The 23,417-nt window shown below is 63.3% G+C and carries 19 protein-coding genes and 1 pseudogene; 13 read left to right on the top strand and 7 right to left on the bottom strand.

Annotated elements, in window-relative coordinates; all coding sequences use genetic code 11:
• The first annotated feature begins 19 nt into the window (after positions 1 to 19).
• The 7 genes from AC6JA3_RS18065 (at position 20) to AC6JA3_RS18035 (ending at position 7,984) form a co-directional block, all read left to right on the top strand.
• A complete protein-coding gene (locus AC6JA3_RS18065; RefSeq protein WP_223944647.1) occupies positions 20 to 934 on the top strand; it encodes a PIG-L deacetylase family protein in 915 nt (304 codons plus the stop codon).
• On the top strand, positions 934 to 1,857 hold the full coding sequence (locus tag AC6JA3_RS18060; protein WP_026541899.1) for an ATP-grasp domain-containing protein: 924 nt from the start codon (positions 934 to 936) through the stop codon (positions 1,855 to 1,857). Before AC6JA3_RS18065 ends, AC6JA3_RS18060 begins: the two co-directional genes overlap by 1 nt.
• The gene (locus AC6JA3_RS18055; RefSeq protein ID WP_238324928.1) at positions 1,854 to 3,131 is read left to right on the top strand and encodes a glycosyltransferase family 2 protein; all 1,278 of its coding nucleotides are present in this window, start codon (positions 1,854 to 1,856) and stop codon (positions 3,129 to 3,131) included. The genes AC6JA3_RS18060 and AC6JA3_RS18055 overlap by 4 nt, the downstream gene beginning before the upstream one ends.
• 98 nt (positions 3,132 to 3,229) lie before the next feature.
• The gene (locus tag AC6JA3_RS18050) at positions 3,230 to 4,270 is read left to right on the top strand and encodes a hypothetical protein (RefSeq protein WP_223944649.1); all 1,041 of its coding nucleotides are present in this window, start codon (positions 3,230 to 3,232) and stop codon (positions 4,268 to 4,270) included.
• Positions 4,271 to 4,274: 4 nt separating this feature from the next.
• Entirely contained in the window at positions 4,275 to 4,577 is a 303-nt protein-coding gene (locus tag AC6JA3_RS18045; protein WP_347781904.1) for a hypothetical protein, read from the top strand.
• A 131-nt stretch (positions 4,578 to 4,708) separates the two neighbouring features.
• On the top strand, positions 4,709 to 7,507 hold the full coding sequence (gene ppc / locus AC6JA3_RS18040) for a phosphoenolpyruvate carboxylase (RefSeq protein WP_497920437.1): 2,799 nt from the start codon (positions 4,709 to 4,711) through the stop codon (positions 7,505 to 7,507).
• A 171-nt stretch (positions 7,508 to 7,678) separates the two neighbouring features.
• Positions 7,679 to 7,984: a hypothetical protein gene (locus AC6JA3_RS18035; RefSeq protein WP_347781903.1), complete on the top strand. Its 306-nt coding sequence runs from the start codon at positions 7,679 to 7,681 to the stop codon at positions 7,982 to 7,984.
• A 13-nt stretch (positions 7,985 to 7,997) separates the two neighbouring features.
• Here AC6JA3_RS18035 and AC6JA3_RS18030 read toward each other — a convergent pair whose 3' ends face one another.
• Positions 7,998 to 8,642, bottom strand: coding sequence for a DedA family protein (locus AC6JA3_RS18030; protein ID WP_091553052.1), 645 nt, complete (start codon positions 8,640 to 8,642; stop codon positions 7,998 to 8,000).
• A gap of 54 nt (positions 8,643 to 8,696) precedes the next feature.
• Here AC6JA3_RS18030 and AC6JA3_RS18025 point away from each other — a divergent pair, with 54 nt between their 5' ends.
• Positions 8,697 to 9,242: an O-acetyl-ADP-ribose deacetylase gene (locus AC6JA3_RS18025; protein WP_347781902.1), complete on the top strand. Its 546-nt coding sequence runs from the start codon at positions 8,697 to 8,699 to the stop codon at positions 9,240 to 9,242.
• Between the two features lie 122 nt (positions 9,243 to 9,364).
• On the opposite strand, the pseudogene AC6JA3_RS18020 reads toward AC6JA3_RS18025, so the two are convergent.
• Positions 9,365 to 10,558, bottom strand: a pseudogene (locus AC6JA3_RS18020) (amino acid permease); the annotation flags it as partial.
• A 173-nt stretch (positions 10,559 to 10,731) separates the two neighbouring features.
• Between AC6JA3_RS18020 and AC6JA3_RS18015 the strand changes: the two are divergent.
• Entirely contained in the window at positions 10,732 to 11,226 is a 495-nt protein-coding gene (locus AC6JA3_RS18015) for an Lrp/AsnC family transcriptional regulator (RefSeq protein ID WP_051420909.1), read from the top strand.
• Positions 11,227 to 11,286: 60 nt separating this feature from the next.
• Here the strand turns inward: AC6JA3_RS18015 and AC6JA3_RS18010 are convergent, their stop codons facing one another.
• Entirely contained in the window at positions 11,287 to 12,216 is a 930-nt protein-coding gene (locus tag AC6JA3_RS18010; protein ID WP_497920650.1) for an RluA family pseudouridine synthase, read from the bottom strand.
• A 150-nt stretch (positions 12,217 to 12,366) separates the two neighbouring features.
• Here AC6JA3_RS18010 and AC6JA3_RS18005 point away from each other — a divergent pair, with 150 nt between their 5' ends.
• Positions 12,367 to 13,017, top strand: coding sequence for an ArsR/SmtB family transcription factor (locus tag AC6JA3_RS18005; RefSeq protein ID WP_347781901.1), 651 nt, complete (start codon positions 12,367 to 12,369; stop codon positions 13,015 to 13,017).
• Complete coding sequence (locus tag AC6JA3_RS18000) at positions 13,010 to 13,702, top strand: SRPBCC family protein (RefSeq protein WP_347781900.1); 693 nt, start codon at positions 13,010 to 13,012, stop codon at positions 13,700 to 13,702. Before AC6JA3_RS18005 ends, AC6JA3_RS18000 begins: the two co-directional genes overlap by 8 nt.
• Positions 13,703 to 13,724: 22 nt before the next feature.
• Here the strand turns inward: AC6JA3_RS18000 and AC6JA3_RS17995 are convergent, their stop codons facing one another.
• The gene (locus tag AC6JA3_RS17995) at positions 13,725 to 14,300 is read right to left on the bottom strand and encodes a TetR-like C-terminal domain-containing protein (RefSeq protein ID WP_091552924.1); all 576 of its coding nucleotides are present in this window, start codon (positions 14,298 to 14,300) and stop codon (positions 13,725 to 13,727) included.
• Positions 14,301 to 14,367: 67 nt separating this feature from the next.
• Here AC6JA3_RS17995 and AC6JA3_RS17990 point away from each other — a divergent pair, with 67 nt between their 5' ends.
• On the top strand, positions 14,368 to 14,871 hold the full coding sequence (locus AC6JA3_RS17990) for a DUF4188 domain-containing protein (RefSeq protein ID WP_026547641.1): 504 nt from the start codon (positions 14,368 to 14,370) through the stop codon (positions 14,869 to 14,871).
• Positions 14,872 to 14,952: 81 nt separating this feature from the next.
• Here the strand turns inward: AC6JA3_RS17990 and yczR are convergent, their stop codons facing one another.
• Positions 14,953 to 16,416 (bottom strand): MocR-like transcription factor YczR, encoded by a 1,464-nt coding sequence (gene yczR, locus AC6JA3_RS17985; RefSeq protein WP_091552922.1) that lies wholly within the window; start codon positions 16,414 to 16,416, stop codon positions 14,953 to 14,955.
• A gap of 61 nt (positions 16,417 to 16,477) precedes the next feature.
• On the opposite strand from yczR, the gene yczE reads away from it, so the two are divergent.
• Positions 16,478 to 17,137, top strand: a complete 660-nt coding sequence (yczE, locus tag AC6JA3_RS17980) for a membrane protein YczE (protein WP_026541911.1) — start codon at positions 16,478 to 16,480, stop codon at positions 17,135 to 17,137.
• A 338-nt stretch (positions 17,138 to 17,475) separates the two neighbouring features.
• On the opposite strand, the gene AC6JA3_RS17975 is transcribed toward yczE, so the two are convergent.
• Together AC6JA3_RS17975 and AC6JA3_RS17970 are read right to left on the bottom strand one after the other, a co-directional pair.
• Positions 17,476 to 18,306: a DNA-formamidopyrimidine glycosylase family protein gene (locus AC6JA3_RS17975; protein ID WP_026541912.1), complete on the bottom strand. Its 831-nt coding sequence runs from the start codon at positions 18,304 to 18,306 to the stop codon at positions 17,476 to 17,478.
• Entirely contained in the window at positions 18,299 to 23,416 is a 5,118-nt protein-coding gene (locus tag AC6JA3_RS17970) for an Lhr family helicase (protein WP_026547644.1), read from the bottom strand. Before AC6JA3_RS17970 ends, AC6JA3_RS17975 begins: the two co-directional genes overlap by 8 nt.
• Between the last annotated feature and the right edge of the window lies 1 nt (position 23,417).

The following is a 23,417-nucleotide window of genomic DNA, read 5'->3' as shown; positions in this document are numbered from 1 at the left end:
TATGCGTTATGGGGGCACTATGGAGGCAACGTTGTTCGCCGTTGCTGGATTGTTGGGGATTCTGGTGGCTGGCTGGGCTTTGATTCCGCCCGGCCGGAGCTGGTTTGTGCGGAAGTTCAGTTCACCGCATCGGCTTCGTTGGACGCTGGCCGGGCTGGGCATTCTGCTGCTGGCGGCGCTGGCGGGGTGTGCCGTCGGACGGCCGCATCCTTCCTGGCTGAACACGGTAGTTGTGGTTGCAGGCACAGCTTTGATCTTTGCGTGCCTGGTTGCACCGGCGTTCCGGATTCCTTCCAGAATGGCATTCCAACCCCGAAGGGTCCTCGCCATCGGCGCGCATCCTGATGATCTGGAATTGGCCTGTGGAGCCACGATCGCCAAGCTATCCGATGCCGGCCATGACGTCAGAACCATGGTGATGAGCACTGGGAGCAAGGGCGGAGACAGCAGTATCCGGGTGATTGAGGCTGCTGCAGGCTCGGACTTCATGGGGGCAACGGCAGTTCACGTCCATCAATTCCAGGACACCAACTTGTCAGAGCACGGGCAGGAGATGGTGAAAGCGATCGAGAAAGCAATCGAGGACTTCCATCCCGACGTCGTCATCACGCATTCCCGCCATGATTACCACCAGGATCATCAGGCGGTCCACAGCGCCACCATGCGCGCGGCACGGCGGCACTCCTCGATCCTGTGTTTTGAGAGCCCCTCATCTACCAGGCAGTTTGATCCCAGCGTTTTTGTAGACATCGCCGGATATGTGGATGTGAAAATCCATGCTGTCGGCATGCACCGGAATCAAAAGGGCAAGCCGTACATGAGCGCCGAAAGGGTCCGCAGTCTGGCGGCCTTCCGGGGTTCACAGGTGAAGACGGCGTATGCAGAAGGTTTCGAACCTGTTCGATTGCTCGGCTCAGCCGTAGGGGAGTTCTAATGGTGCGCGTGCTGGTTACGGGTGTTGGCGGGCCGGCAGGCTTCTCGCTGGCACGTCAATTGATGGACCTCGGACACTGGGTTCTGGGTGTCGATATGAAGCGGTTTCCCGCGTCGACGGCGGACGCCTTGTCCGTGGTGTCTCCCTCAAGCGCGCCCGGCTACTTGTGGGAACTCCGCGGGCTCGTCGCTGCCCACGGAATAGACCTGGTAGTGCCGACGGTCAGCGACGAACTGGTGATGGTGGCGGACGCCAGGGATGGTTTCGCTCCGGGGGTAGAGGTCATGATTGCAGACCCGGCACCGGTGCGGATCGCGAACGACAAGTACCTCACTATGAAGTGCCTGGCCAACGCCAATGTGTCTGTTCCGGATTTCGCATTGCCCGGGGACTTCAGCTCCATCAACGAGGCAATGGCCCGCCTTGGCGGGTCGTTGGTGGTGAAGCCCAGGGTGTCGAGAGGTGGCCGCGGAGTCCAGCTGCTGGAAAGGACTGCCGACGGCGCAAGGAAAGCCGCTGAGGCGTGGTCCTTTCTGGATGATTCCTGGATAGTGCAACGGTTTGCGCCGGGTACAGAGTACGCGCCCGTGGTTTTTCGGCCCTGGCAAGACTCCGGGCAGGAAGAGCTCGTGGGTGTGCTGGAGAAGGTGGAGCTCAAACAGGGGCGGATTGGAAATGCGCTATCGGTCAAAAGAGTGGATGGGCAAGAGACCACCGACGTCGCAGGCTTGGCGCAGGAAGCATCCGCCGCGCTGGGCTTGGTGGGTCCGGTCGACATTGACATTCGCCGCATGTGGGACCGAACGCCGGTAGTCCTGGAAGTCAACGCCAGGTTCGGCGCCAACAGCGCCTACGTTCCCGAACTGCTGGAGCGGGTCCTGCGGAGTTGTGCCAGAGGTCCATTGGCGGGACGGGTTGTGTGACATTGCTGGACGCGGCTTTGATGTTCGTCCAGTGCGGCGGCTTGCTGATCCTAAGCTTCGGAGTGGTCAAGATCGCCTACGTTCCGCTGGCCCTGTATTTCAATTGGTTCCACCGCGCCAAGCCTCCAAAACATCGCTACTCTGTCCTCAGCCAGCGGCCATTGGTGTCTGTGATCGTCCCCGGTTATAACGAGGCCGTGGTTATCACCAAGTGTGTGGAGTCGATCCTGGCGAGCCGATACCTGCGGCTTGAGGTCATTCTGGTGGATGACGGTTCCACCGATTCCACCGCAGAGATCATGAAGGGCCTGTCGCAGCAGTACGACAGAGTGCGCTTTTTGTCGCAGGCGAACGCGGGGAAGGGCGCCGCGCTCAACCATGGAATCGCCGCAGCGCACGGCGACATCCTGATGTTCGTTGACGCCGACGGGATCTTTGCTCCGGACACCCTGATGAACATGTTGGAAGGTTTTGACCATCCAAAGGTTGGTGCGGTGTGCGGTGATGACCGGCCCGTTAATCTTGATCGTATCCAAACCATGATGCTTGCTGTCCTGAGCCATGTTGGAACGGGCCTTGTCCGCAGGGCACTTTCATTGCTGCACTGCCTCCCGATAGTCTCCGGGAACATCGGCGCCTTCCGGAGTGACCTGGTCCGGCAGTTGGGCGGATTCCACGAGGACACCTTGGGCGAGGATCTTGAACTGACGTGGAGGGTCTACAAGGCAGGCTTCCGTGTTCGATTCCAACCCAATGCGTTGGTCTACGCTGAGTCACCTTCCACCATGGGCGGACTTTGGCGTCAGCGCGTTCGCTGGTCGCGCGGGCTGTTGCAAACACTGCGAATGCATGCGGGCATGCTCGGGCGGCGCCGTTACGGGCTGTTTGGCATGTTTCTTGTCTTCAACGCCATCACGATGGTGGTAATCCCGGTTCTGCAGTTGGCCATCCTGGCTGTCCTGCCCTTCCTGTATATCGCCGGGGTGGGTCCGGTGTCAGGGCAGGTGTTCGCGATTCTTGGTTGGCTGGGACTCTTCGTGTCCTTGTCACTGGTCTGTTTCTCCATCGGCCTCAACCGTTCCTGGCGGGATCTGCGTTTCCTGTGGACCCTCCCTTTGTGGCCCTTCTATTCAGTCTTTGTGGGGATGGCCCTGACCAGCGCCATCGTCAAGGAAATAAGGGGCAGCCCGGCCAAGTGGAACAAATTGCAGCGGACCGGCGTCGTCAGCGTGATAGCGGCAGAGGCCAAAATCCGGGAAGGGGTGAGCGCTTGAAACGCGGATCGGCTACCGGGTTAACGGGAGCACTATTGGCCTCGAGCCTGGTGCTGGCCGGGTGTGCCGGCCAACCAGTTGCGGTACCAGGGGATCGCATGGTCAACCTGGGCTTTGAGGACGTGGTGAACAGTGAGCCCGGCTACCTTGGCAAACTCTCAGAACGTTTGGACTCAGTCAGTGCCACGGCGGTATCCATCTCCGTTGGACGCACCGACTGGACGGCCTTCCCGTGGCCCGGGCACGCAGGTTCGGAGTCCAGTGAGGTCTCCCAATCAGGACGGGACTTTGTGGCGGAGTCCATCACGGCGCTTGAGACCGCGAACGACGGAAGCAAGCGCGATGTCGTCCTGACCATCGACGCCCTTTTGGGCCGCGCGCTGAAGGACGACCCCGCCATCGCGGGGCGCAGTGTTGACGGGACGGCTTCCGATTCCTTTGCGAGCGTTAACTCGTTGAGGCACGGAGAAGCCGGAACACGACTGGCTTCCCTGGCTGCTGCAGTCGCCATGAAGTACACGCCCACGGCGGTGAACATCACTGAGCTCATGTTCGACGACTTCACGTTTGGCCGCGACGACCTCGAGGACTTCAAAGCCACCACCGGCTCCACGGATTGGCCCCGGAACGGTGACGGATCCATCGATGCGTCAGACCCGCGTATCAACACCTGGCGCAGCGAAGCCATGGGGGACATCGTGCGCAAGGTGAGTGCCGCCGTCGAACCTCACGGCGTCAAGGTGGAGATGGACGTGCGCTCGCCGCGCGATTCACCGTCCGGGGACCGGGCGGACAGCGGACATGACTACGATCTCCTGCTCACGGAGGCGGACCGGCTTCACGTGTGGGAGTACGTGGGGCTCAACAGCGAACGGTCACCAAAGACCAGGGAATTAGCTGAATCAATGAACCGCCGTGCGGGCTCCCGCATGTCGTTGTCGGTGGGACTTTGGTCCAATGAGGGCCGGATATCGGCGCGGGTGTTCGGTACAGCTTTGCGGGAGGCGGCGCTCGGCGGGGCCACTTCGGTGTCTGTGACTCCGGCCAGCCTCATGGAGGACCAGCACTGGGAGGAACTGAGGAAGGCCTGGACCAGGGAGGTGCGGGCTGTTGAGCCGATTCCCCGGGGAGTACGCTGACCGCATGGGGATGGATGCAGTGGTCGCAATCGTGGTCAGCAGTGCCCTGATACTTGGCTCGATTTGGGCCGGCACACGGCTTGTCCAACGAGGAGTTCCAACGAAGGGTGCAACAGGAACGTTGGGAAGTGTCCTGTCCATGATTGAACCTGCAACCGGTGCGCCCACAAGGGTGGAGGCTGCTGCTGCGATTGAAGAGATGCGCCAGCGCCGGCACGAACAACTCTCCGCCGGGCCTGCTGCCGCGCACGAAGAGCTCATGAGCGGCAAGGTGGTTCTGCCGGACAGGACGGACCCCGCAGCGTGACGCCAAAATCTGAGACGCATTCCATGGGTGGAGTTCGGTGCGGGTAAGATCCCGTAGGAAACCCTAGTAATCCGGCTCACAGTATCCAGCGCAGTGTACGGGCCAAAACCAGATCCCGAAGGTATGCATCCATGGTTCACACTGCCCCGCAAGACACTGATCTCGCTGCCGAACTGCGAGCGGACGTGCGCCGCATTTCCACCCTCCTGGGCGAATCGCTGGTCCGTCAGCACGGTCCCGAACTGCTCGACCTCGTAGAGCAGGTCCGTTTGCTGACCAAGGAATCCAAGGAAGCGGCGCGCGGCGGTGCCGATGCCACCGGGCCTTGGAGCGCGCACGACGTCGTCGCCCAGGTCCGTGAATTGCTCGCCTCCCTGCCGCTGGACCAGGCGACCGACCTTGTACGGGCCTTCGCCTTTTACTTCCACCTCACCAACGCAGCCGAACAGGTTCATCGCGTTCGCGGACTCCGCACCCGGCAGGAGAAGGATGGCTGGCTGGCGAAGGCTGTTTCTGAGATTGCCGGACAGGCTGGTCCACAGGTCCTGCAGGACGTGATCAATGAACTCGACGTCCGCCCCATATTCACGGCGCACCCCACCGAAGCTTCCCGCCGTTCCGTGCTGGACAAGGTCCGTAAGCTTTCGGATGTCCTGGCGGAGCCGACGACTGAGGGCACCTCCGCACGTCGTCGACAGGACCGGCAACTCGCCGAAATCATCGACCAGATGTGGCAGACAGATGAGCTGCGCCAGGTACGCCCGACGCCCGTGGACGAGGCGCGAAACGCCATCTATTACTTGAACAGCATTCTCACCGACGCCATGCCGGAGATGCTGACGGACTTGTCTGAGCTTCTGGCTGAGCACGGGGTCACACTTCCGGCAGCGGCTGCGCCATTGCGTTTCGGTTCATGGATTGGCGGAGACCGCGATGGCAACCCGAACGTCACGGCCGCTGTAACCCGCGAAATCCTGCAACTGCAGAACCAGAACGCCGTGCGCATCAGCATTGCCTTGATCGACGAACTCATTTCTGTGCTCTCCAACTCCACGGCACTCTTTGGCGCCGACCAGGTGCTGTTGGACTCCATCACGGAGGACCTCAAGAACCTGCCCGGGCTGGACAAGCGCATTCTTGAACTGAACGCGCAGGAACCGTACAGGCTCAAACTGACGTGCATCAAGGCCAAGCTCATCAACACCGGGCGCCGCGTTTCTGCCTCGACCTATCATGAGCCCGGCCGCGACTATGCCACCACGTCCGAGTTGCTGGCAGAGTTCGGGCTGCTCGAGGATTCGCTGCGCAACCATTCGGCCGCGCTGGTGGCCGACGGCGCGCTGGCCCGCGTTCGCCGGGCGCTCGCCGCCTTCGGCCTTCACTTGGCCACGCTGGACATCCGCGAACACGCCGATTACCACCATGATGCCGTGGGTCAGCTCGTGGACCGGCTCGGCACGGAAAAGCCCTATGGCGGCCTGAGCCGTGAGGAGCGCTTCGCGTTCCTGGGAGCTGAATTGGCTTCCCACCGCCCACTTTCGGGGCACCCCATTAAGCTTGAGGGCACCGCTGACGGCACCTACGACGTCTTCCGGAGCATCCGGCAAGCGCTCCACACGTATGGACCGGATGTTGTGGAGACTTACATCATCTCCATGACCCGTGGAGCCGATGACGTCCTGGCCGCAGCGGTTTTGGCCCGTGAGGCCGGCTTGATCGACCTCTTCGGCGCGAAACCGCACGCCAAGATCGGATTCGCCCCGCTACTGGAAACCGTGGAGGAATTGCGCGCATCTGCGGAAATTGTGGACCAGCTGCTGTCCGATCCGTCGTACAGGGAACTCGTTCGCCTTCGCGGCGATGTCCAGGAAGTGATGCTGGGCTACTCCGATTCCAACAAGGAATCCGGCGTCATGACGAGTCAGTGGGAAATCCATAAGACCCAGCGCAAACTGCGTGATGTGGCGGCCAAACACGGTGTGCGTGTCCGTCTGTTCCATGGCCGGGGCGGTTCCGTGGGCCGCGGTGGCGGACCGACCTACGACGCCATCATGGCCCAGCCGAATGGTGTCCTTGAAGGTGAGATCAAGTTCACTGAGCAGGGTGAGGTCATTTCGGATAAGTACTCCCTGCCGGAACTTGCCCGCGAAAATCTTGAACTTTCCCTGGCAGCTGTCATGCAGGGCTCGGCCCTGCACCGGACGCCCCGTACGTCCGAGGACGAGCGCGAGCGCTACGCGAATGTCATGGAAACCATCTCGGACTCAGCGTTCCACCGGTACCGGACCCTGATCGACGATCCCGATCTGCCCGCCTATTTCCTTGCTTCAACTCCGGTGGAGCAGTTGGGTTCGTTGAACATTGGGTCGCGACCGTCCAAGCGGCCGGACTCCGGCGCGGGTCTGGGTGGTCTGCGTGCCATTCCTTGGGTCTTCGGCTGGACCCAGTCCCGGCAGATCGTTCCGGGCTGGTTCGGCGTGGGCTCCGGGCTGAAGGCCGCCCGGGAGGCAGGCAACACCGATCAGCTCATCGAAATGATGGACCGCTGGCACTTCTTCCGCTCGGTGATCTCGAATGTGGAGATGACGCTGGCCAAAACCGACATGGAGATCGCCGGACATTACGTGTCCTCTCTGGTGCCGGAAGAGCTGCACCGCTTGTTCCACATGATCCGCGACGAGTATGAGCTCACCGTGGCCGAGATTGAGCGGCTGACCGGCGAGATTGAACTCCTCGATGCTCAACCGACACTCAAGCGCTCGTTGGAAATCCGTGACCAGTATCTGGACCCGATCAGCTACCTTCAGGTGGAACTGCTCCGCCGCGTACGTGAAGAGTCCGTGTCCGGGGCCGAAATCGATGAACGGCTCCAGCGCGCCATGCTCATTACCGTCAACGGCGTGGCCGCAGGCCTTCGCAACACCGGCTAGGCAACGCTCTCCCACATCCCCCGGGGTTCGGACGGATCCCTATATCACCTGCTGACGGAGGGTTCCGCCCAAGGGTGGGGGATGTGACAGAGGGTTCGGCCCCGGGGTGGGGGATGTGACAGAGGGTTCGGCCCTGGGGTGGGGGATGTGACAGAGGGTTAGGGTGGTGGGATGCCGTCGTTCCAAACCAAATTGAAGATCACTGGCCTCAGACCGGGAAATGCGCCCGAATCAGTGATGGCCGCAGCTGTCGAAGCCCTGGAAACCCGCCACCACGTGGAGTCGAACCAGTTGGACATCGTGGGCGGCGTCCCCCAGATCAGCCTCCGCTTCACCGTGGGCGATCGTGATTACAGCGGTGAGAACGACGAAGCCCGGACGTCGGCAGCCATGATGCGTGACGCCGTGGAGCGTGTGGCCATTACAGGAAGTTTGTACGTCCTGCGCCGCAACCGCGGACGTTGGTCTCCGGTCTAGGAACGCCGCGGCTTTAGTCAGGCTGGGGCACGTCGCCGGGGTTGTCGGCGTCGAACGGTTCTTCCACGGGGGAGCGGCTCCCGCGACGCCGTGTGACGATCAGGCCAACCACTACGCCGATCACCAGCCCTACACCCACTCCGATCAGCGAACTCGCCCAAAAGGGAAGCCTGGTGGTGGACCCGGTGAAGTAGCCAAGGCCGACTTGCCATACGGCCCAGAGGACTGCGCCCAAGCCGGCGCAGAGGCTGAAACCGCGGACCGAAACGTTGGCGATGCCCGCGGCGGACGAGGTGGCGAGCCTGCCGCCGGGGATGAACCGCGCGCCGATGATGGCGCCGTAAGTGGAGGATCGGCCGGCTTTGGCGATGGCCTCGTGAATTCCGCGGTGGACACGCCGACCCCATGACCATCGGTCCAGGACGTGGCTGATGCGCCGCTTGAACAACGCATAGACCGCCATGTCCCCGAGCCAGGATGCGAAGGCGGCGAGCACCAGGATCAGCCAGAAGTTGGCGTGGCCGTCGGCGGCGAGTGCGCCTCCGGTGATCACCACCATCTCTGAGGGAATGGGCGGGAAGAAGGCGTCGCCCAGCACCATCGGAACGATCCACAGGTAGATAGCGGATCCCCATGTAGCCGGGGCGGTGATGTCCATGGGCACAAGGTACCGCACTTGCCGCTCCTGCCGCTTCGGCGGGAGACTGGCGCCATGGAAATCGAAGTCCTGCAAGGAGACATCACCACCCGCACGGTGGATGCGATCGTCAACGCCGCCAATTCCTCATTGTTCGGTGGAGGGGGAGTGGACGGCGCGATTCACAGGGCCGCGGGCCCGGAGCTCCTTGCCGCGTGCCGCGAGCTACGACGCACGGAGTTGCCGGACGGGCTGCCGGTGGGTGCCGCCGTCGCGACCCCCGGGTTCTTGCTTCCTGCCACGTGGGTGATCCATACCGTGGGCCCAAACCGGCACGCCGGACAGACGGACCCGGCGCTGCTCGCGTCCTGTTTCCACGAAAGCCTGAAGGTGGCGGCCGGCCTTGGTGCCCGTTCCATCGCCTTCCCAGCGATCAGCGCCGGTATCTACGGCTGGGACGCCCGTCAGGTCGCAGAGGTAGCGTTCGACGCCGTCAGGTCCTTTTCGTCGCCGTCTTCCTCAGGTGCGCCAGCGGACAGCCGGCTTGAGGTGGTGGAGTTCGTGCTGTTTTCGGAAGGAACGACGGCGGTCTTCCGGACTGTGTTCGACTCCTCACCCTGATCCGAGGACGTGCCAGCCTCGGAGTGGCGTTTGCGGCGTTTGACCACATAGAACAGGACCGTGAAGAGGGCCAACGACGGCAGGCCAAAGACCAGCGTCATGTTGAAGGCCGAGGTGCCCAGCGTGCTGATGGCAATGGCGAGCATGAGTACGGCGCCGAGGATGGTGCCGCCGGGGTAGAAACGGGTCTTGTAGGAAAGTTCCGTGCCGCTGCGCTTCATGCTGCGGCGGAAGAACCAGTGGGTCACGAAGATCATGAACCAGGTAAACATTGCCCCGAACATGGAGATGGCCATCATCAAAGTGAAAGCAGTCTCGGGGAACATCGCGTAGACCACCGTGGCAATGGCGATTCCTGCCGTGGAGAGCACCAGGGCATTCACGGGGGCCCCGTTGGAACGCAGCTTACCGAACACGGCCGGAGCGTCGCCGCTGCGGGAAAGACTGAAGATCATCCGGGTGGAGATGTACAGCTGGCTGTTCATGGCCGAGAGCGCGGCGATGATGACCACGAAGGTCAGCAGGCTGTCCGCGAAGGGGATGCCAAGGTTCTGCATGACGGTGACGAAGGGGCTGCCGCCCGCCAGGATCTGGCTGACTGGCGCGATGGCGAGGATGAGAGCAAGCGTAACGATGTAGAACAAAAGCAACCGGGCGATGGTGGTGCGGAAGGCCTTCTTCACAGCTGTTGCGGGGTCTTTTGCTTCCCCGGCCGCGATGGCGATCATTTCGATGCTGAGGTAGCTGAAGATGGACACGATCACGGCGAACCAGGTGCCGGACAAGCCGTTGGGGAAGAAGCCGCCTTCGGCTGTGTAGTTCTGGAAACCCGTTCCTTCGGTGCGGGTGCCGAACACGATGTAAGCGCCCAGCACGATGAAGGCGATGATCGCGAAGACCTTGATGCTGGAGAACCAGTACTCCAGAGTTCCGAACACCTTGACGTTCATGGTGTTGACAGCGATCAGAACCGCGGAGAAAAAGATGACCCAGAGTAGTGAGGGCACGTTGGGGAACCAGAGCTTCATGTATTCACCTACGGCGGTAACCTCTGTTCCCACCGCCAGCACAATGCAGGACCAATACATGTACTTCACCAGGAAGCCGGCCAGCGGGCTCACGTAGTGCTCTGCGAACGCACCGAACGAGCCCGACGTCGGGTGGGCCACAGTCATCTCCGACAAACTGCCCATCAGGAGCAGGGCAATCAGCCCACCAATGGCATAGCTGATGATCACGCTGGGGCCGGCAAGGCCGATGGCGAACTTGCTCCCCAGGAAGAGTCCCGTGCCGATGGCACCGCCCAGGGCAATCATGGTCATCTGCCGGGATGTGAGCTGCCGTTTGAGCCCACCTTCACGTTCCTGGATCTTGTTGAAACTGCCCATCGCGACCTCCTCGTCGATTCTGCAAATCGGTTCAAGATAGAATCCAGCTCAGGTAGTTACCAAGGATTTCGAAGCATCACAAAATAATTGGAGGAGTGTTCGTGCCCGATTCACCGATAGCCCGGACTCACGGGTCTCTTCCGAACCGGGTTCGGCTCGACGAGACAGACCGGCTGATCCTCAAAGAACTCATGGCGGACGCCAGGATCCCCAATAATGTCCTTGCCTCGAAGGCAGGGATCGCCCCTTCAACGTGCCTCGGGCGGGTGCGGGCTTTGCGTGACGCCGGGATCATCCGCGGATTCCATGCTTCGGTGGACCTCGAGGCCCTGGGGCTCCTGGTGTACGCGTTGATTTCGGTACGGGTGAATTCCCAAGCTCGCAACAAAATGCTGGCCATTGGTCAGCGTTTGCGGGCATTGCCCAACGTCCAGAGCGTTTTCCTGTTGGCCGGAGACCAAGATTTCCTCATGCACGTAGCCTGCGGCACTCCCAAGGAGCTCAGGGATTTCATCGCAGTGCATCTGGCCTCGGATCCGGCCATCGCAAACACTCAAACGAACCTGGTATTCGACCACCTGACGCCGGGGCAGTGACGCGGGCGGCCGTGACGCGGGAGGCAGTAACGCGGGCGCCCCACGCCGGCGGCCGGTTCCTTAGCCGTGGGCTTCGCTGAGCTCCAACCGGCTGCGGTACTCCACGGGTTGCCTGGTGATTGGATCGACGAACCGGATGCCACGGGCCAGAAGCTGGAGCGGCTTGGTGTAATCGTCCGGAGCCTTGTCCAGCAGTTCAGGGTAGAAAGCATCGTTGATGATGCCCAGGCCCAACGATGCCATGTGGACCCGGAGCTGATGCGTTTTTCCGGTGTGTGGCTCCAGCCGGTACAGCGCGCGCTGGTGAGTGCCGGCGTCGAACGTTTTTGTCTGTTCGATGCGCGTTTCTGCGTTCGGTTCGCCGTCAATGACTTCGGCAAGCAGGTAGCTGCGCGACTTGGTCATGCGGTTGCGGACCACGGCGGGGAATTCGACGGCGGGATACCCTGCGGCGGGCGTCGCGGCGGACACGCACTCGTATTCCTTCTGGACCTGGCGCTTCTCGAAGAGGACCTGGTACTTTCCCCGGGTTTCGGGGTTGGTGGAGAGGAGCAGGAGTCCGGCGGTCATGCGGTCCAGGCGGTGCATGGGGATGAGGTCCGGGAGGTCCAGCAGGTTCCGGAGGCGGACCAGGGCGGATTCCTGGATGTAGGTACCCCCGGGAGTGGTGGGCAGGAAGTGCGGCTTGTCTACTACGAGGATGTGCTCGTCCTGGTGGAGGATGTTGATCTCCACGGGCAGCCGAGTCTCGGGCGGGAGGGTGCGGTAGTACCAAATGAAGGTGTGGTCCTCCAGTTTGGTGCTCCGGTCCAGCGGCACGCCGCCTTCGCCAACGATCTCGCCGGCGTCGAACCGATCTTCAATTCCTTGGGGATCTATGTGTCCCCAGCGGTGCATCATGTAGTCCATGGTGGTGATCCACGGGCCCTCGTCCGGCAGGCGGAGGCGGGTGGCGTTTACGCCGTCGCGCACGGGGAGGGGGGATTGCATCACCGGACAATTCTACTGTGGCTGCGTTGCGTGGCCCGCTTTGCGTGCTTTGGCTGCGCTAAAGCGTGGAGAGCGGACCTCACAACGCTAGGACCACCGACGAGAAAATAGTTCTTGACAAGAAAAGTTGTCGGTGAGCATACTTGAAGCATGTTGGACATTGAAGTGATCGAGGACCCGGCCGCGGCGGAAGCGTCGCTGGACCCGATCCGTACCCGCATCCTCCACGAGCTCGCCGAGCCCGCGTCCGCCACGCAACTGGCCCTCAAAGTCGGCCTGCCGCGGCAAAAGGTGAACTACCACCTGAAGTCGCTCGAGCGGCACGGCCTGGTTGAGCTGGTGGAGGAGCGCCGCAAGGGCAACGTCACCGAGCGCGTGGTGCGTGCGACGGCGGCCTCGTACCTGATTTCGCCCATCGCCCTGGCATCCGTGGCGCCGGACCCCCGACGCTTTGCCGACCGCTTTTCCGCCTTCTGGCTGCTCTCCCTGGCCTCGCGAACCGTCCAGGAAATGGGCAAGCTTATTTCCGGCGCAGCCCTGGCCAAGAAGAAGCTGGCCAGCTTCGCCATCGACGGCGAGATTACCTTCCGCTCTGCCGCGGAGCGCGCCGCCTTTGCCGAAGAGCTGGGGGTGGCGGTGACCCGGCTGGTGGACAAGTACCACGACGGCGGCGCTGCCGCAGAGGCGGGCGGGGCGCGCAAGCACCGGCTCGTCGTCGTGCTTCATCCCGCACTCAAAGCAACATCGCAGCAAGAGACCCCAACCGATCACACAGCAGATAAGGACCACAGCAATGACTGACAACCGGAAATTCGAAATCGTGGCGGACACCGAACTGCCCGGCACCCCTGAGCGGGTGTGGAATGCCGTCACCGCAGACACGGCATCGTGGATGTTCCCCACCGATCAGTGGCCGGCCGTGAAGACCACCGAGGAGTTCCCCGCGCATTTGGTGTCCCGGATGGACGGCCCGGATGGCTGGTTCAACCAGTTGGAGCATGTTCTGGAGCCGCTCGAAGGCGGCCGCGCCAAGCTCCACTACGTCCATAGCGGCATCTTTGCTGACAACTGGGACGAGCAGTACGACGGCGCCAGCAAGCACACGGCGTTCTACCTCCACACGCTGGCCCAATATCTTCAGTACTTCGACGGCAAGCCGGTGGTCTTCACGGATATCCAGGCCCCCGCCGCCTCCCAGACTTCCGACGGTTTCGTGCAGTTGAAGCGGGCCTTGGGCGTGGATGGCACTGCAGCAGGGACGGCCGTTGACGTGGACGTCGAAGGCGTGGGGCGGCTCAGCGGCGAGGTCGACTTCTCCAACGAGAACTTCCTGGGCTTGCGGACGGGCGATGCCCTCTACCGCTTCTTTGGCCGTAATGCCTTCGGTGCTCCGGTGGGCATGACGGTGCACGACTTCAGTGGTTCCGGAGATTCCGAACTCACGGCCAAGGCCTGGGGTGCGTTTTTTGAAAAGGTGTACGTATAAGTCGGGCGGTTTTCCTGCGCGACTAGGCGGCCCAGGCCCGTGCTACGGATCCCAGGGCCGCCTCGTAGATGCCGGCCCAGTCCGTGGCGGGGTCATTCATTTGCGCCAGTTCAAGGCTGACCAGCCCGTGGACCTGCCCCCAGATGGCCATGGCCACCACGTTGGGATCCTCCTTGCCCAGGGTGCCCGTTGACTGGGCGGCCATGACCGCCTCCACCAGGGGGAGCATCGAATCCGAGGCGACCTCCGGCGTCGGGCTGCAATCCACGTAGGCGGCCAGGGCGCCGCCGAACATGAGCCGGTACAGGGCCGGATGTTCCAACGCCCACACCCGGTATGCCCGCCCGAGTCCCAGGAGTCCGTCTTTGGCGGCTTCCTTTTGGGACTCGCCGAAGGAGCGAAAACCGTCGTCGACGGCGGCCGTCAGCAGTTGCGCCTTCCCGCCGAAGAGGGAGTAGATCGCGGTAGTGGAGGTCTGCGCCGCGGCAGCGACGTCCCGAAGGGTGACGCGGGCAGGTCCTTCCCGGTCCACGAGTTCGGCGGTGACATCCAAAAGCCGTTGCTGAACCTGTTGATCATGAACGATGGGTCTTGCCATGTCTCCAAGTGTTTCATAACATGGTTTCATAACAATGTTATGAAACCAGCACCCTGGAAGGATGCACATGGCACAGGAGATTTTCCCCGGGCGCTACACCGCGGACATCGAGCGGGACGCCGTGACCGTCTTCCTCATCGGAATGCGTGCCAACAGGTGGTGGAAGATGGGCCGTCTGGCACAGGTGGCCTCCGCAATGCCCGTGATGATGCGCCACTTGGCGTCGAACCCAGAGGCTGGACTGCTGGGAAGCGAACAGTGGTTTGGGCGGACCACCATTTTGCTCAGCTATTGGGAAAGCCCGGAGCATCTCCGCGCCTTCGCCGCTGACAGGGACTCGCCGCATCTGGGCCCTTGGCGGAAATTCATGAAGGAGATCGCGGGCAGCGGGGACATCGGCGTATGGCACGAGACGTACCAGGTTCCGGCGTCGGGCATTGAAGTGGTTTACAACGGGATGCCGGAGTTTGGCCTGGCCAAGGCAACCTCGCATATTCCCGTAGGCCCCGGCAGCAACACGGCGAAGCAACGCATGGGCGCGCGGGCGCGATCCACAAACCAAACCAAGTAGCAGCACATGCCGTTTTGCACCCTCAAAACGGCATCAACTGTGACTCAGTTGGGTCACTTCGGAGGTGGTGCGGGCCACCCCTTAGGCGACCGCGACGGCGGCGGGCCGCTCGGCCCTGAGGGTCCGGCGCAGGTGCGGAGCGGCGTCGAGCTTGTCCTGGGCGGCGCGGAGCGCACCGACGGCAAACTCCAACTGCGCAGGCGGCAAGGTGAAGGGCACGCGCATGTACTGCTCGAACGCCCCGCCCACTCCGAAGCGGGGGCCCGCGGCCAGGCGGAGGCCGAAGTCCGGCGCCAGAACGGTCAATGCAGTGCTGCAGGGCGAAGGAAGCCGGCACCAGAGAGTCAGGCCGCCACGTGGCCGCTCTACCTCCCATGACGGCAAGTGTTCGGCGAGCAACCCCATCAACGCGTCCCTGTTGTGCCGAAGTTCTTCCAGCCGGGCATCCAAGGGCTCGGTGTAGGCCCGCACCAAGCGTGCCGCTGCCAATTGCTCCACCACGGGTCCGCCCAAGTCCATGACTGTCCTCGTCGCAACAAAACGGGTAATCATGGCTTCGTCAGCCCGGATCCACCCGGTCCTAAGACCTGCCCAATGGGACTTGCTCAGCGACCCAATGGACACCACTGACGAACTGAACGATGACATCGGAGCGGTGCGGGCGCCGTCGAGGTTCAACCCGCGCAGCGTCTCGTCCACCACCAGCACCGTCCCGGACGCGCTTGCGGCGCGGGCAAGGCGCCTCCGCTGCAAATCCGACATAATGCGTCCTGTCGGGTTGTGGAAGTCCGGCACGAGGTAAGCCATGGCGGGTCGCTGCTGGTTCATGGTGGCGACCATCGCATCGATATCCCAGGCCGGCGAGGTACTTGACTCCAATGCCGGTAGCGCGACCGGAAGAGGCTTACAGCCGGCAGCGCGGATGGCGTCCAAGGCATTGGGATAGGTGGGGTGTTCCACCATGACCCGGTCCTGCTTTCCGGCAAGCGTGCGCAGCACGATGTTCAGGGCGTGCTGGGCGCCCGAGGTGACCAGGATCTGACCCGCCGTGGTGGGTACGCCCTCGGCCGTGTACCTTTCCGCAATGGCTTCACGCAGGGCGGGTACTCCGACGGCGTCGTACCCGAAACCCGGCAAGAGCGCAGGGAGTTCGGTCAGTGCTTCCGCGAATGCCCTGTGCACAACTTCACCCGCGGCGGGCAGCGATGCATAGGCGAGGTCCAGCAGCCCGTCCGGAACCGCAAGCCCCGGCGCGCTGACCGGCGTTGAGCGATGCGGGATGCATGTCCGTCCGCGGCTGCCTTGCCCGGCGGTGAGGAACCCCTGCTCGCGCAGGCTCGCATAGGCCGCCGTGACCGTGGTGCGGCTGACGCCAAGTGTCTGGGCCAGCGCGCGTTCGCTGGGCAGCGCGACGTCCAGCGGGATGCGCCCATCCATTACCAACAAACGCACGACGTCGGCCAACTCGCGGTAGGCGGGCAGGACGCCGGAATTCCAAGCGCCCAGGAGGCGGAGGAGGGCAGTGGGGTTCAGTGAGCCGGACATAAGACCAGTATTCCAAACTGGCTATGGATTACAAGGCCAGTTCTCTTGGAAGATGGACACCATGATGACCCGAAGAATCACACAACTCCTGATCGGCCTAGCGATGTATGGCATCTCCTTGGCCATTTTCATCCGGGCTGGCCTGGGCTTGGATCCTTGGGATGTATTCCATCAAGGCCTGTCCCAGAAGACCGGTTTCAGCATGGGAGTGGTGGTCATCGCGGTCAGCTTCCTGGTCCTGCTCCTCTGGATTCCGTTGCGGCAGATGCCGGGGATCGGAACCATCGCCAACGCGGTGCTCGTAGGACTCTTCGCCGATCTGGGACTGTGGCTCATTCCTGAGGTCACCCACCTTGGCGGCCAGATCGCCATGCTTGCGGGAGCCGTGGTACTCAACGGCATCGCCTCTGCCTGCTACATCGGGGCCAGGCTTGGCCCCGGTGCCCGCGACGGCCTGATGACGGGTCTGGTCCGCCGCACCGGATGGTCCGTCAGGTTGGTGCGCACGGGCATCGAAGTGGTGGTCCTGGCCGTGGGGTTCCTGTTGGGAGGCTCCGTCGGCGTGGGAACCGTCGTTTATGCCGTAGCGATTGGCCCGATCGTGCAAGTGCTGCTGCCGAAGTTCATGGTGCCGGAACGGGCCAAGACAACTGACGGCATGGCTTCTGGTCCGGCAACAGACCCCGTGGAAACCGTTGAGGCAGCTCCTACAGCGTCGTGAAGAGGCTGCTTCGAGGCGCGCTGGCCTGCGGCGCTGGCCTGCGGCGCTGGCCGGCCCGACAGGTAGCCCCGGCGAACAAACCAGCTGCGCCCGTCAATCCAGCCGTGCACAACAAGCTACGGGGCCAAACGAGCTACGGCACCCAACAAGCTAGCTGCGCACAACAAGCCTGCCGCGCCCGTCAATCCAGCGGTGCCGCCAACAAGCCAGCCACGGTGCGCCCAACAAGCCAGCTGCGCCCAGCAAGCTACGGGCCCAACAAGCTAGCCGTGCACAACAAGCCAGCCGCGGTGCGCCCCACAAGCCAGCCACGCCCGTCAATCCATCCGCCCAACAAGCTACGGGGCCGGCTGGCAGCGCGGGCAGAAGTAGATGTCCCGTTCCTCTGTCCCATCCGGCGCAGCAAGGAGAGCGCGACGGACAGTGGTGCCGCATCGGCGGCACGGCTGGCGTTCCCGCCCGTAAACCCAGTATCCGGGCCGCATGGCCCGCGGGCCGAGGGTGGTGCGCCGACCGGGACCGAGGTTTTCACCCAGGAGTCGCTTGGCGTCGTTGACTGTTTTGGCCAGGTCCGGAACATCACGAACCGGGAGTGTGGGGTGAATGCCGGAGAGGAAGCAGGCTTCGCAACGGTAGATGTTGCCGATGCCAGCGAGTTTCCGCTGGTCCAGCAATGCGAAACCGACGGTGACGTCCGGCTCGGCCCGGAGCCTGCGCAGGGCTTCTTCTTCGTCCCAGTCAGGGCCCAAGAGGTCCGGCCCCAAATGTCCAACAATTTTGTCTTCCTCAGCAGTCGGCACCACTTCCAGGATGCCCAGCGAGAACCCTACCGCGTCAGCCGAAGCTGTGCGGAGCACACACCGTGCCGTATGGCCGGGCTTGGTCCATCGTCCCCCCGGAGGATAGATCATCCAGTTCCCCTCCATTTTCAGGTGGGAGTGGATTGTCAGGGCGCGCGGCTTTTTGCTGGCACCGGGTTCCTCATCCACGGGGCCGGCGAGGCGCATCAGGAGGTGCTTTCCCCGGGGGACCACCTCGGTCATGGTCCAGCCCGCAAGGTTCAAGGTGGCGAAGCGGGGCACACGGAAGTCGGAGGCTGTGATGGTTTGCCCGGCCAAGGCCTCGTTCAGCCGGGACGCAGCGCGCCAAATGGAATCGCCCTCAGGCACGGATCCGGAGTCCTTTCGGAGTGGAGTAGGCACCGGCCGCAGCCAGTGCGACGGCTATAGGGGTTTCGAGGAGGTCATGGCCGTTAACCTTCTCCATGAAGAGCTTGTCCACCGCGCCCCGGCGCACCACATCCACCAGCGCCTGCGCTGCCAGTGTGAGCACGGTATCGTCCTGGCTGAAGGTGAGCAGCGTCTTGCCGCCGCGTTCGACGTAAAGGACCAACGCGCCGTCGACCATCACCACCAGCGCACCGGCTTTGCGTCCGGGGCGGTGCCCGGAGCCGGCATCTACGGACAACGCAGGCCAAGGAAGTGCCGCTCCGTACGGATTCGCGGGATCCGTTGCTGCCAACGCCAGGGCCGACGGCTCCGCTTTGGAAATGCGGGCGTCCTCCGTGAAGGATCTCAACCGGTCCACTGTTGCAGGAACGGCGAACTGGGCAGCTCCCAAATGTTCAATGAAGTAGCCGCGGCGGCAACGGCCTGCTTCCTCCAACCGGGCCAGCACCTTATACATGAGCCCGAAGCCGCCAATGATGTTCTCCGCCATGACCGAACCGCGGGTGACCACGCCATACCTGTCCAGCAGCAGTTCGGCCGTGCCACGGGCATGGATGGTGGGATCCAGTTCCGGGGCAGGCAGGGCGGACCAGCGGCCCACGGCCGACGGCGGCGCAGCAGCTATTCCGCCTGAAACCGCCCCGTACCGGCCACCTGTAAGTCCGGGGGAGCCCAGCAGACCTGTGCCATGGGAGCGGCCCAGGCGGCTCAGCCGTGGCGCCCGTGCCCTTGGTGCTTTCGCGACTTGCCGGTGGGCTGTCTTTCCACCGGCGATCATGGCGCGTACGGGAGCGAAAGTGTCACCCGTGACCCGGCCGGCCCAGACCAGGTCCCACAGCGCCGAGACCACGGCGTCGTCACTCAACACTGAGTCCATGCCACCGGCCACGTCGGTGAGTTGCCGGAAGAAGTAGCCACCGCCTGCGCTGAAGTGCTCCAGGAGCCGCTGCTGGGCATCGCCGGGTTCGAACTCCGGGGAGGGGTTGAGCGTGAGTTCGGCGGAGTCGGCCACGTGGAGGCTGATCCAGCCATCATTTCCGGGCAGCGACCCCGCTCCGGACCAGAGGAGTTCGCCGGCGGCCATCAGTTCGTCCAGCATGGCCGGTTTGTAGTCCGCCACCCGGCTTGCCAGCACCAGCGGCTCCCAGGCTGAGGCGGGGATGGGAACTCCGGAGAGCTGGTCCACAGCCGTGATGATCCCGTCCAGTCCGCGCAGCGCCTGGCTGCGGGACTTGCCGGGAGCGGTGATGTTTTGCCACGCCGGCAGGAACCGCCCGTAAGCGGCGGTGTCCACGGGCTCCACTTCGGCGCGGAGTGCAGCGAGGGAACGCCGACGCAGTTTTCGGAGGACTTCCGCATCACACCACTCGCTGGACGGTGGTGCGTCCGGCGACATCAGTTCCGGATCTGTTCCTTGCGCCGTGGGCTGGGGTTCGGCAACAGCATGCGGACGGAACTCGCCCTCCACCACCCGGCCGTCCCCGGCCAGGCGCTTCAGTGCTGTGTTGACCACCGCCACGCCAAGCCCCAACCTCGCGGCAGCTTCCGAGGCTGTGAAAGGTCCGTGCGTGCGGGCATACCGGGAGACCAGATCGCCCAAAGGATCATTGACCGGCTCAATGAACGCCAGCGGAACACCCATGGGCAGGGGCACGCCGATTGCGTCGCGGAGCCTCGCGGCATCCTCCACCGCAGCGAAGCGCTCGACGCCGCCGATGGTCACCTTGAGTGCACGGTTGGCCTTCTGGAGCGCGGCGAGATGGGATCCGGCGTCCTTGACCGTGCCCGGCGGGGCCGGGGGAGTTGCGTCCAAGTGTTCGGTTCCCTCCAGCGTCTCTGTGCTGTCCGGGGGAACGGTGCTGTCAGGGTGAAGTGTGCCGTCCGGGGAAACGGTGCTGTCAGAGTGATCTGCGGTGACAGGGTGATCTGCGCTGACAAGCTGCTGTATGGTTTCAGCCGTTTCCACGCCTTGAAGCCGTTCCGCGACTTCCTCAACACTGAGCGGACCGAGCAAACGCAGCAGATCAGCTACGCCCTCCATCCCGCGCACCCTGCGGTCGGAGGCGAGCCGCTGCAATTCCCTTTCCGTGGAATCAATGACCGCGGCGTCCAGGAGCTCACGCAGTTCCACACGCCCCAGGAGTTCATTGAGGAGCGTCGAGTCCAAGGCCAGGGCAGCAGCCCGGCGTTCTGCCAGCGGGGAGTCGCCCTCGTAGAGGAACTGGGCCACGTAGCCAAACAACAGCGACTTCGCGAACGGGGAAGGCTGCTGCGTGGTGGTTTCCACGATTCTTAGCTCACGGCGCTCCACAGAAGCGGCAATGTCTTTGAGTGCGGGGAGGTCGTAAACATCCTGCAAGCATTCACGCACCGTTTCGAGCACGATGGGGAATGACGGGTACTTTCGGGCGACGTCCAGCAATTGGGCTGAACGTTGCCGCTGCTGCCACAGCGGCTGGCGTTTGGCGGGATTCTGGCGGGGCAACAACAAAGCCCTGGCTGCACACTCGCGGAAACGTGAGGCAAACAGTGCGCTGCCGCCTACTTCCGCTGTGACAATCTGCTCCAGTTCCTCCGGGTCAAAGAGGAACAGTTCAGCACCGGGTGGTTCGTCTTCCATCATGGGCACCCGCAAGACGATTCCGTCGTCGGCCGCCATTGCGGAGCCGTCCAGTCCGTACCGTTGTTGGAGCCGTTGCCCTACGGCCAGAGCCCATGGAGCATGGACCGGCATCCCGAAGGGGCTGTGGAGGACTACCCGCCAATCGCCAAGCTCGTCGTGGAAGCGCTCCACCACAAGGGTTCTGTCGCTGGGAACAATCTCCGTGGCGTCCTTCTGTTCCCGCAGGTACTGAAGCAGGTTGCTTGCTGCGAAGGCATCCAGGCCGCTGGCTTGGCAGCGTTCCATGGCTGGTGCCTCGTCCGCTGCCGAGAGCTCCCGAATGAAAGCTCCCAGGGCCCGGCCGAGGTCAACAGGCCTGCCGAGTGAATCACCTTTCCAGAAGGGGAGCTTGCCGGGTTGGCCGAAGGCAGGGGATACCAGCACGCGGTCGTGCGTGATGTCCTCAATTTTCCAGCTGGTGGCGCCCAGCGCAAAGACGTCACCCACGCGGGATTCATAGACCATTTCCTCGTCGAGTTCACCCACACGGCGCCCACCCTTGGCCGCCCGGGCCGAGGCTGTAGGCTCACTGCCGTCAGCGCTTCCAGTGGAAGCGGAGCCCTCAACTTCCGTGCCGATGATGTAGACACCGAAGAGTCCGCGGTCCGGGATGGTTCCACCGGAGGTCACCGCCAGGCGCTGGGCTCCGGGCCTGCCCTCGATGGTTCCAGCGTGCCTGTCCCAAATGATGCGTGGCCGCAGCTCCGCAAACTCATCCGACGGGTAACGTCCCGCCAGCAGGTCCAGTGTTGCTTCAAAAGCTGACCGGGGCAGGCTCGCGAATGGTGCTGACCGCCGTACGGTGCTGAACCAGTCCTCGACGTCGATGCTCCCCAAGGCAGTTGCGGCCACGGTCTGCTGGGCAAGGATATCCAAGGGATTCGTCGGGATGCTCAGGCGTTCAATCTGCCCGCTGAGCATACGTTCCACCGTGACGCTCGTGTGCAGGAGATCCGCCCTGTGCTTGGGGAACAGCACGCCTTCGGAAATCTCGCCCACCTGGTGTCCGGCACGACCTACCCGCTGCAGGCCACTGGCCACCGACGGCGGAGACTCCACTTGTATGACCAGGTCCACAGCGCCCATGTCGATGCCAAGTTCCAGTGAGGATGTTGCCACCACGCACCGGAGCCTGCCGGACTTAAGGTCGTCCTCGATCATGGCCCGCTGGTCTTTGGAAACCGAGCCATGGTGGGCGCGGGCCAGTACGGGATCGGCGCCGGTTGTGCTGCCGGCCTGGGCCATCATATGAGCCGGAGTGGCAGTGGAGGCTGGAGCTGTCGACGCGGTGCTTGCGGACGCGGGGCCTGTGGACGCGGGGCTTGTGGATGCCTGAGTGCCGGGGCCAGCCTCTGGTGCTGCCCACTCCCCGCCGCCCACAGCCATCAACTGCCGTTCGGCGTAGATTTCGTTCAGTCGCGCCGTTAGACGCTCTGAGAGGCGGCGGGAATTGGCGAACACAATGGTCGATTGCTTGGAAAGGACCAGATCAACAATCTGCTCCTCCACATGTGGCCAGATGGAGGCTTGGGGCTGCAGTCCGGAAGCCGGGCCGGAATCGAACGCGCCGGCAGCGCCCTGGAGGTCTGACATGTCCTCCACAGGCACCGTGACGGTGAGGTTCCAGTTCTTCTTGGACGGCGGAGCCACGATCTCCACCGGGGCCTGGCCTGCCAGGAACTGCGCCACCAACTCGCGCGGTTGGACCGTGGCCGAGAGTCCGATGCGTTGCGCAGGCTTGGGCAGCAAGGCATCAAGACGTTCCAGTGAGACGGCGAGATGGGCCCCGCGCTTGGTGCCCGCGACGGCATGCACTTCATCGATGATGATGGTGTCCACTTCGCTGAGCGTTTCCCGGGCACGGGAGGTCAGCATGAGGAACAAGGACTCCGGCGTGGTGATGAGGATATCGGGTGGGTTCGTCAACAGCGTGCGGCGATCTGCCGCCGTCGTATCTCCTGAACGGACACCGACCGTTACCAGTGGTGCAGGCAGCCCCAAGCGTTTTGCGGTTTGGGTGATACCGATCAGCGGTGCCCGGAGGTTCCGCTCAACGTCCACGCCCAGAGCCTTCAGCGGTGAAATGTAGAGGACGCGGGTTTTGGTCTTGGGGCGTTTGGCCCGGCCCTTGCCGTTGGCCGGGACGCTCTCCAGCCCGGGGAGGGTGTCTGATGGAGTCGAGTGCAGGCGGTCCAAGGCCCAAAGGAACGCTGCGAGGGTTTTACCGGAACCGGTAGGAGCTACTACCAGGGCATGCGAGCCTGAGGAGATGGCGTTCCATGCCCCGTCCTGCGCTGGCGTGGGCTCGGAAAAAGCGCCGAGGAACCATTCCCTGGTTGCTTGGCTGAAACGGCTGATGGCGCCATCCGACGCCTGCGGCTCCTGCATT

Source organism: Arthrobacter sp. TmtSoilC79 (assembly GCF_059739405.1).
The sequence above is the reverse complement of the archived record's forward strand: the minus strand, read 5'-3'. Positions and strand labels throughout refer to the sequence as shown.

Excerpts from the sequence above, each read along its gene's own strand:
- AC6JA3_RS18065 (WP_223944647.1), top strand. The coding sequence starts at position 20 with ATGGAGGCAACGTTGTTCGCCGTTGCTGGATTGTTGGGGATTCTGGTG.
- AC6JA3_RS18060 (WP_026541899.1), top strand. The coding sequence starts at position 934 with ATGGTGCGCGTGCTGGTTACGGGTGTTGGCGGGCCGGCAGGCTTCTCG.
- AC6JA3_RS18050 (WP_223944649.1), top strand. The coding sequence starts at position 3,230 with ATGGTCAACCTGGGCTTTGAGGACGTGGTGAACAGTGAGCCCGGCTAC.
- AC6JA3_RS18045 (WP_347781904.1), top strand. The coding sequence starts at position 4,275 with ATGGGGATGGATGCAGTGGTCGCAATCGTGGTCAGCAGTGCCCTGATA.
- ppc (WP_497920437.1), top strand. The coding sequence starts at position 4,709 with ATGGTTCACACTGCCCCGCAAGACACTGATCTCGCTGCCGAACTGCGA.
- AC6JA3_RS18035 (WP_347781903.1), top strand. The coding sequence starts at position 7,679 with ATGCCGTCGTTCCAAACCAAATTGAAGATCACTGGCCTCAGACCGGGA.
- AC6JA3_RS18030 (WP_091553052.1), bottom strand. The coding sequence starts at position 8,642 with ATGGACATCACCGCCCCGGCTACATGGGGATCCGCTATCTACCTGTGG.
- AC6JA3_RS18025 (WP_347781902.1), top strand. The coding sequence starts at position 8,697 with ATGGAAATCGAAGTCCTGCAAGGAGACATCACCACCCGCACGGTGGAT.
- AC6JA3_RS18010 (WP_497920650.1), bottom strand. The coding sequence starts at position 12,216 with ATGCAATCCCCCCTCCCCGTGCGCGACGGCGTAAACGCCACCCGCCTC.
- AC6JA3_RS18005 (WP_347781901.1), top strand. The coding sequence starts at position 12,367 with ATGTTGGACATTGAAGTGATCGAGGACCCGGCCGCGGCGGAAGCGTCG.
- AC6JA3_RS18000 (WP_347781900.1), top strand. The coding sequence starts at position 13,010 with ATGACTGACAACCGGAAATTCGAAATCGTGGCGGACACCGAACTGCCC.
- AC6JA3_RS17995 (WP_091552924.1), bottom strand. The coding sequence starts at position 14,300 with ATGGCAAGACCCATCGTTCATGATCAACAGGTTCAGCAACGGCTTTTG.
- AC6JA3_RS17990 (WP_026547641.1), top strand. The coding sequence starts at position 14,368 with ATGGCACAGGAGATTTTCCCCGGGCGCTACACCGCGGACATCGAGCGG.
- yczR (WP_091552922.1), bottom strand. The coding sequence starts at position 16,416 with ATGTCCGGCTCACTGAACCCCACTGCCCTCCTCCGCCTCCTGGGCGCT.
- yczE (WP_026541911.1), top strand. The coding sequence starts at position 16,478 with ATGATGACCCGAAGAATCACACAACTCCTGATCGGCCTAGCGATGTAT.
- AC6JA3_RS17970 (WP_026547644.1), bottom strand. The coding sequence starts at position 23,416 with ATGCAGGAGCCGCAGGCGTCGGATGGCGCCATCAGCCGTTTCAGCCAA.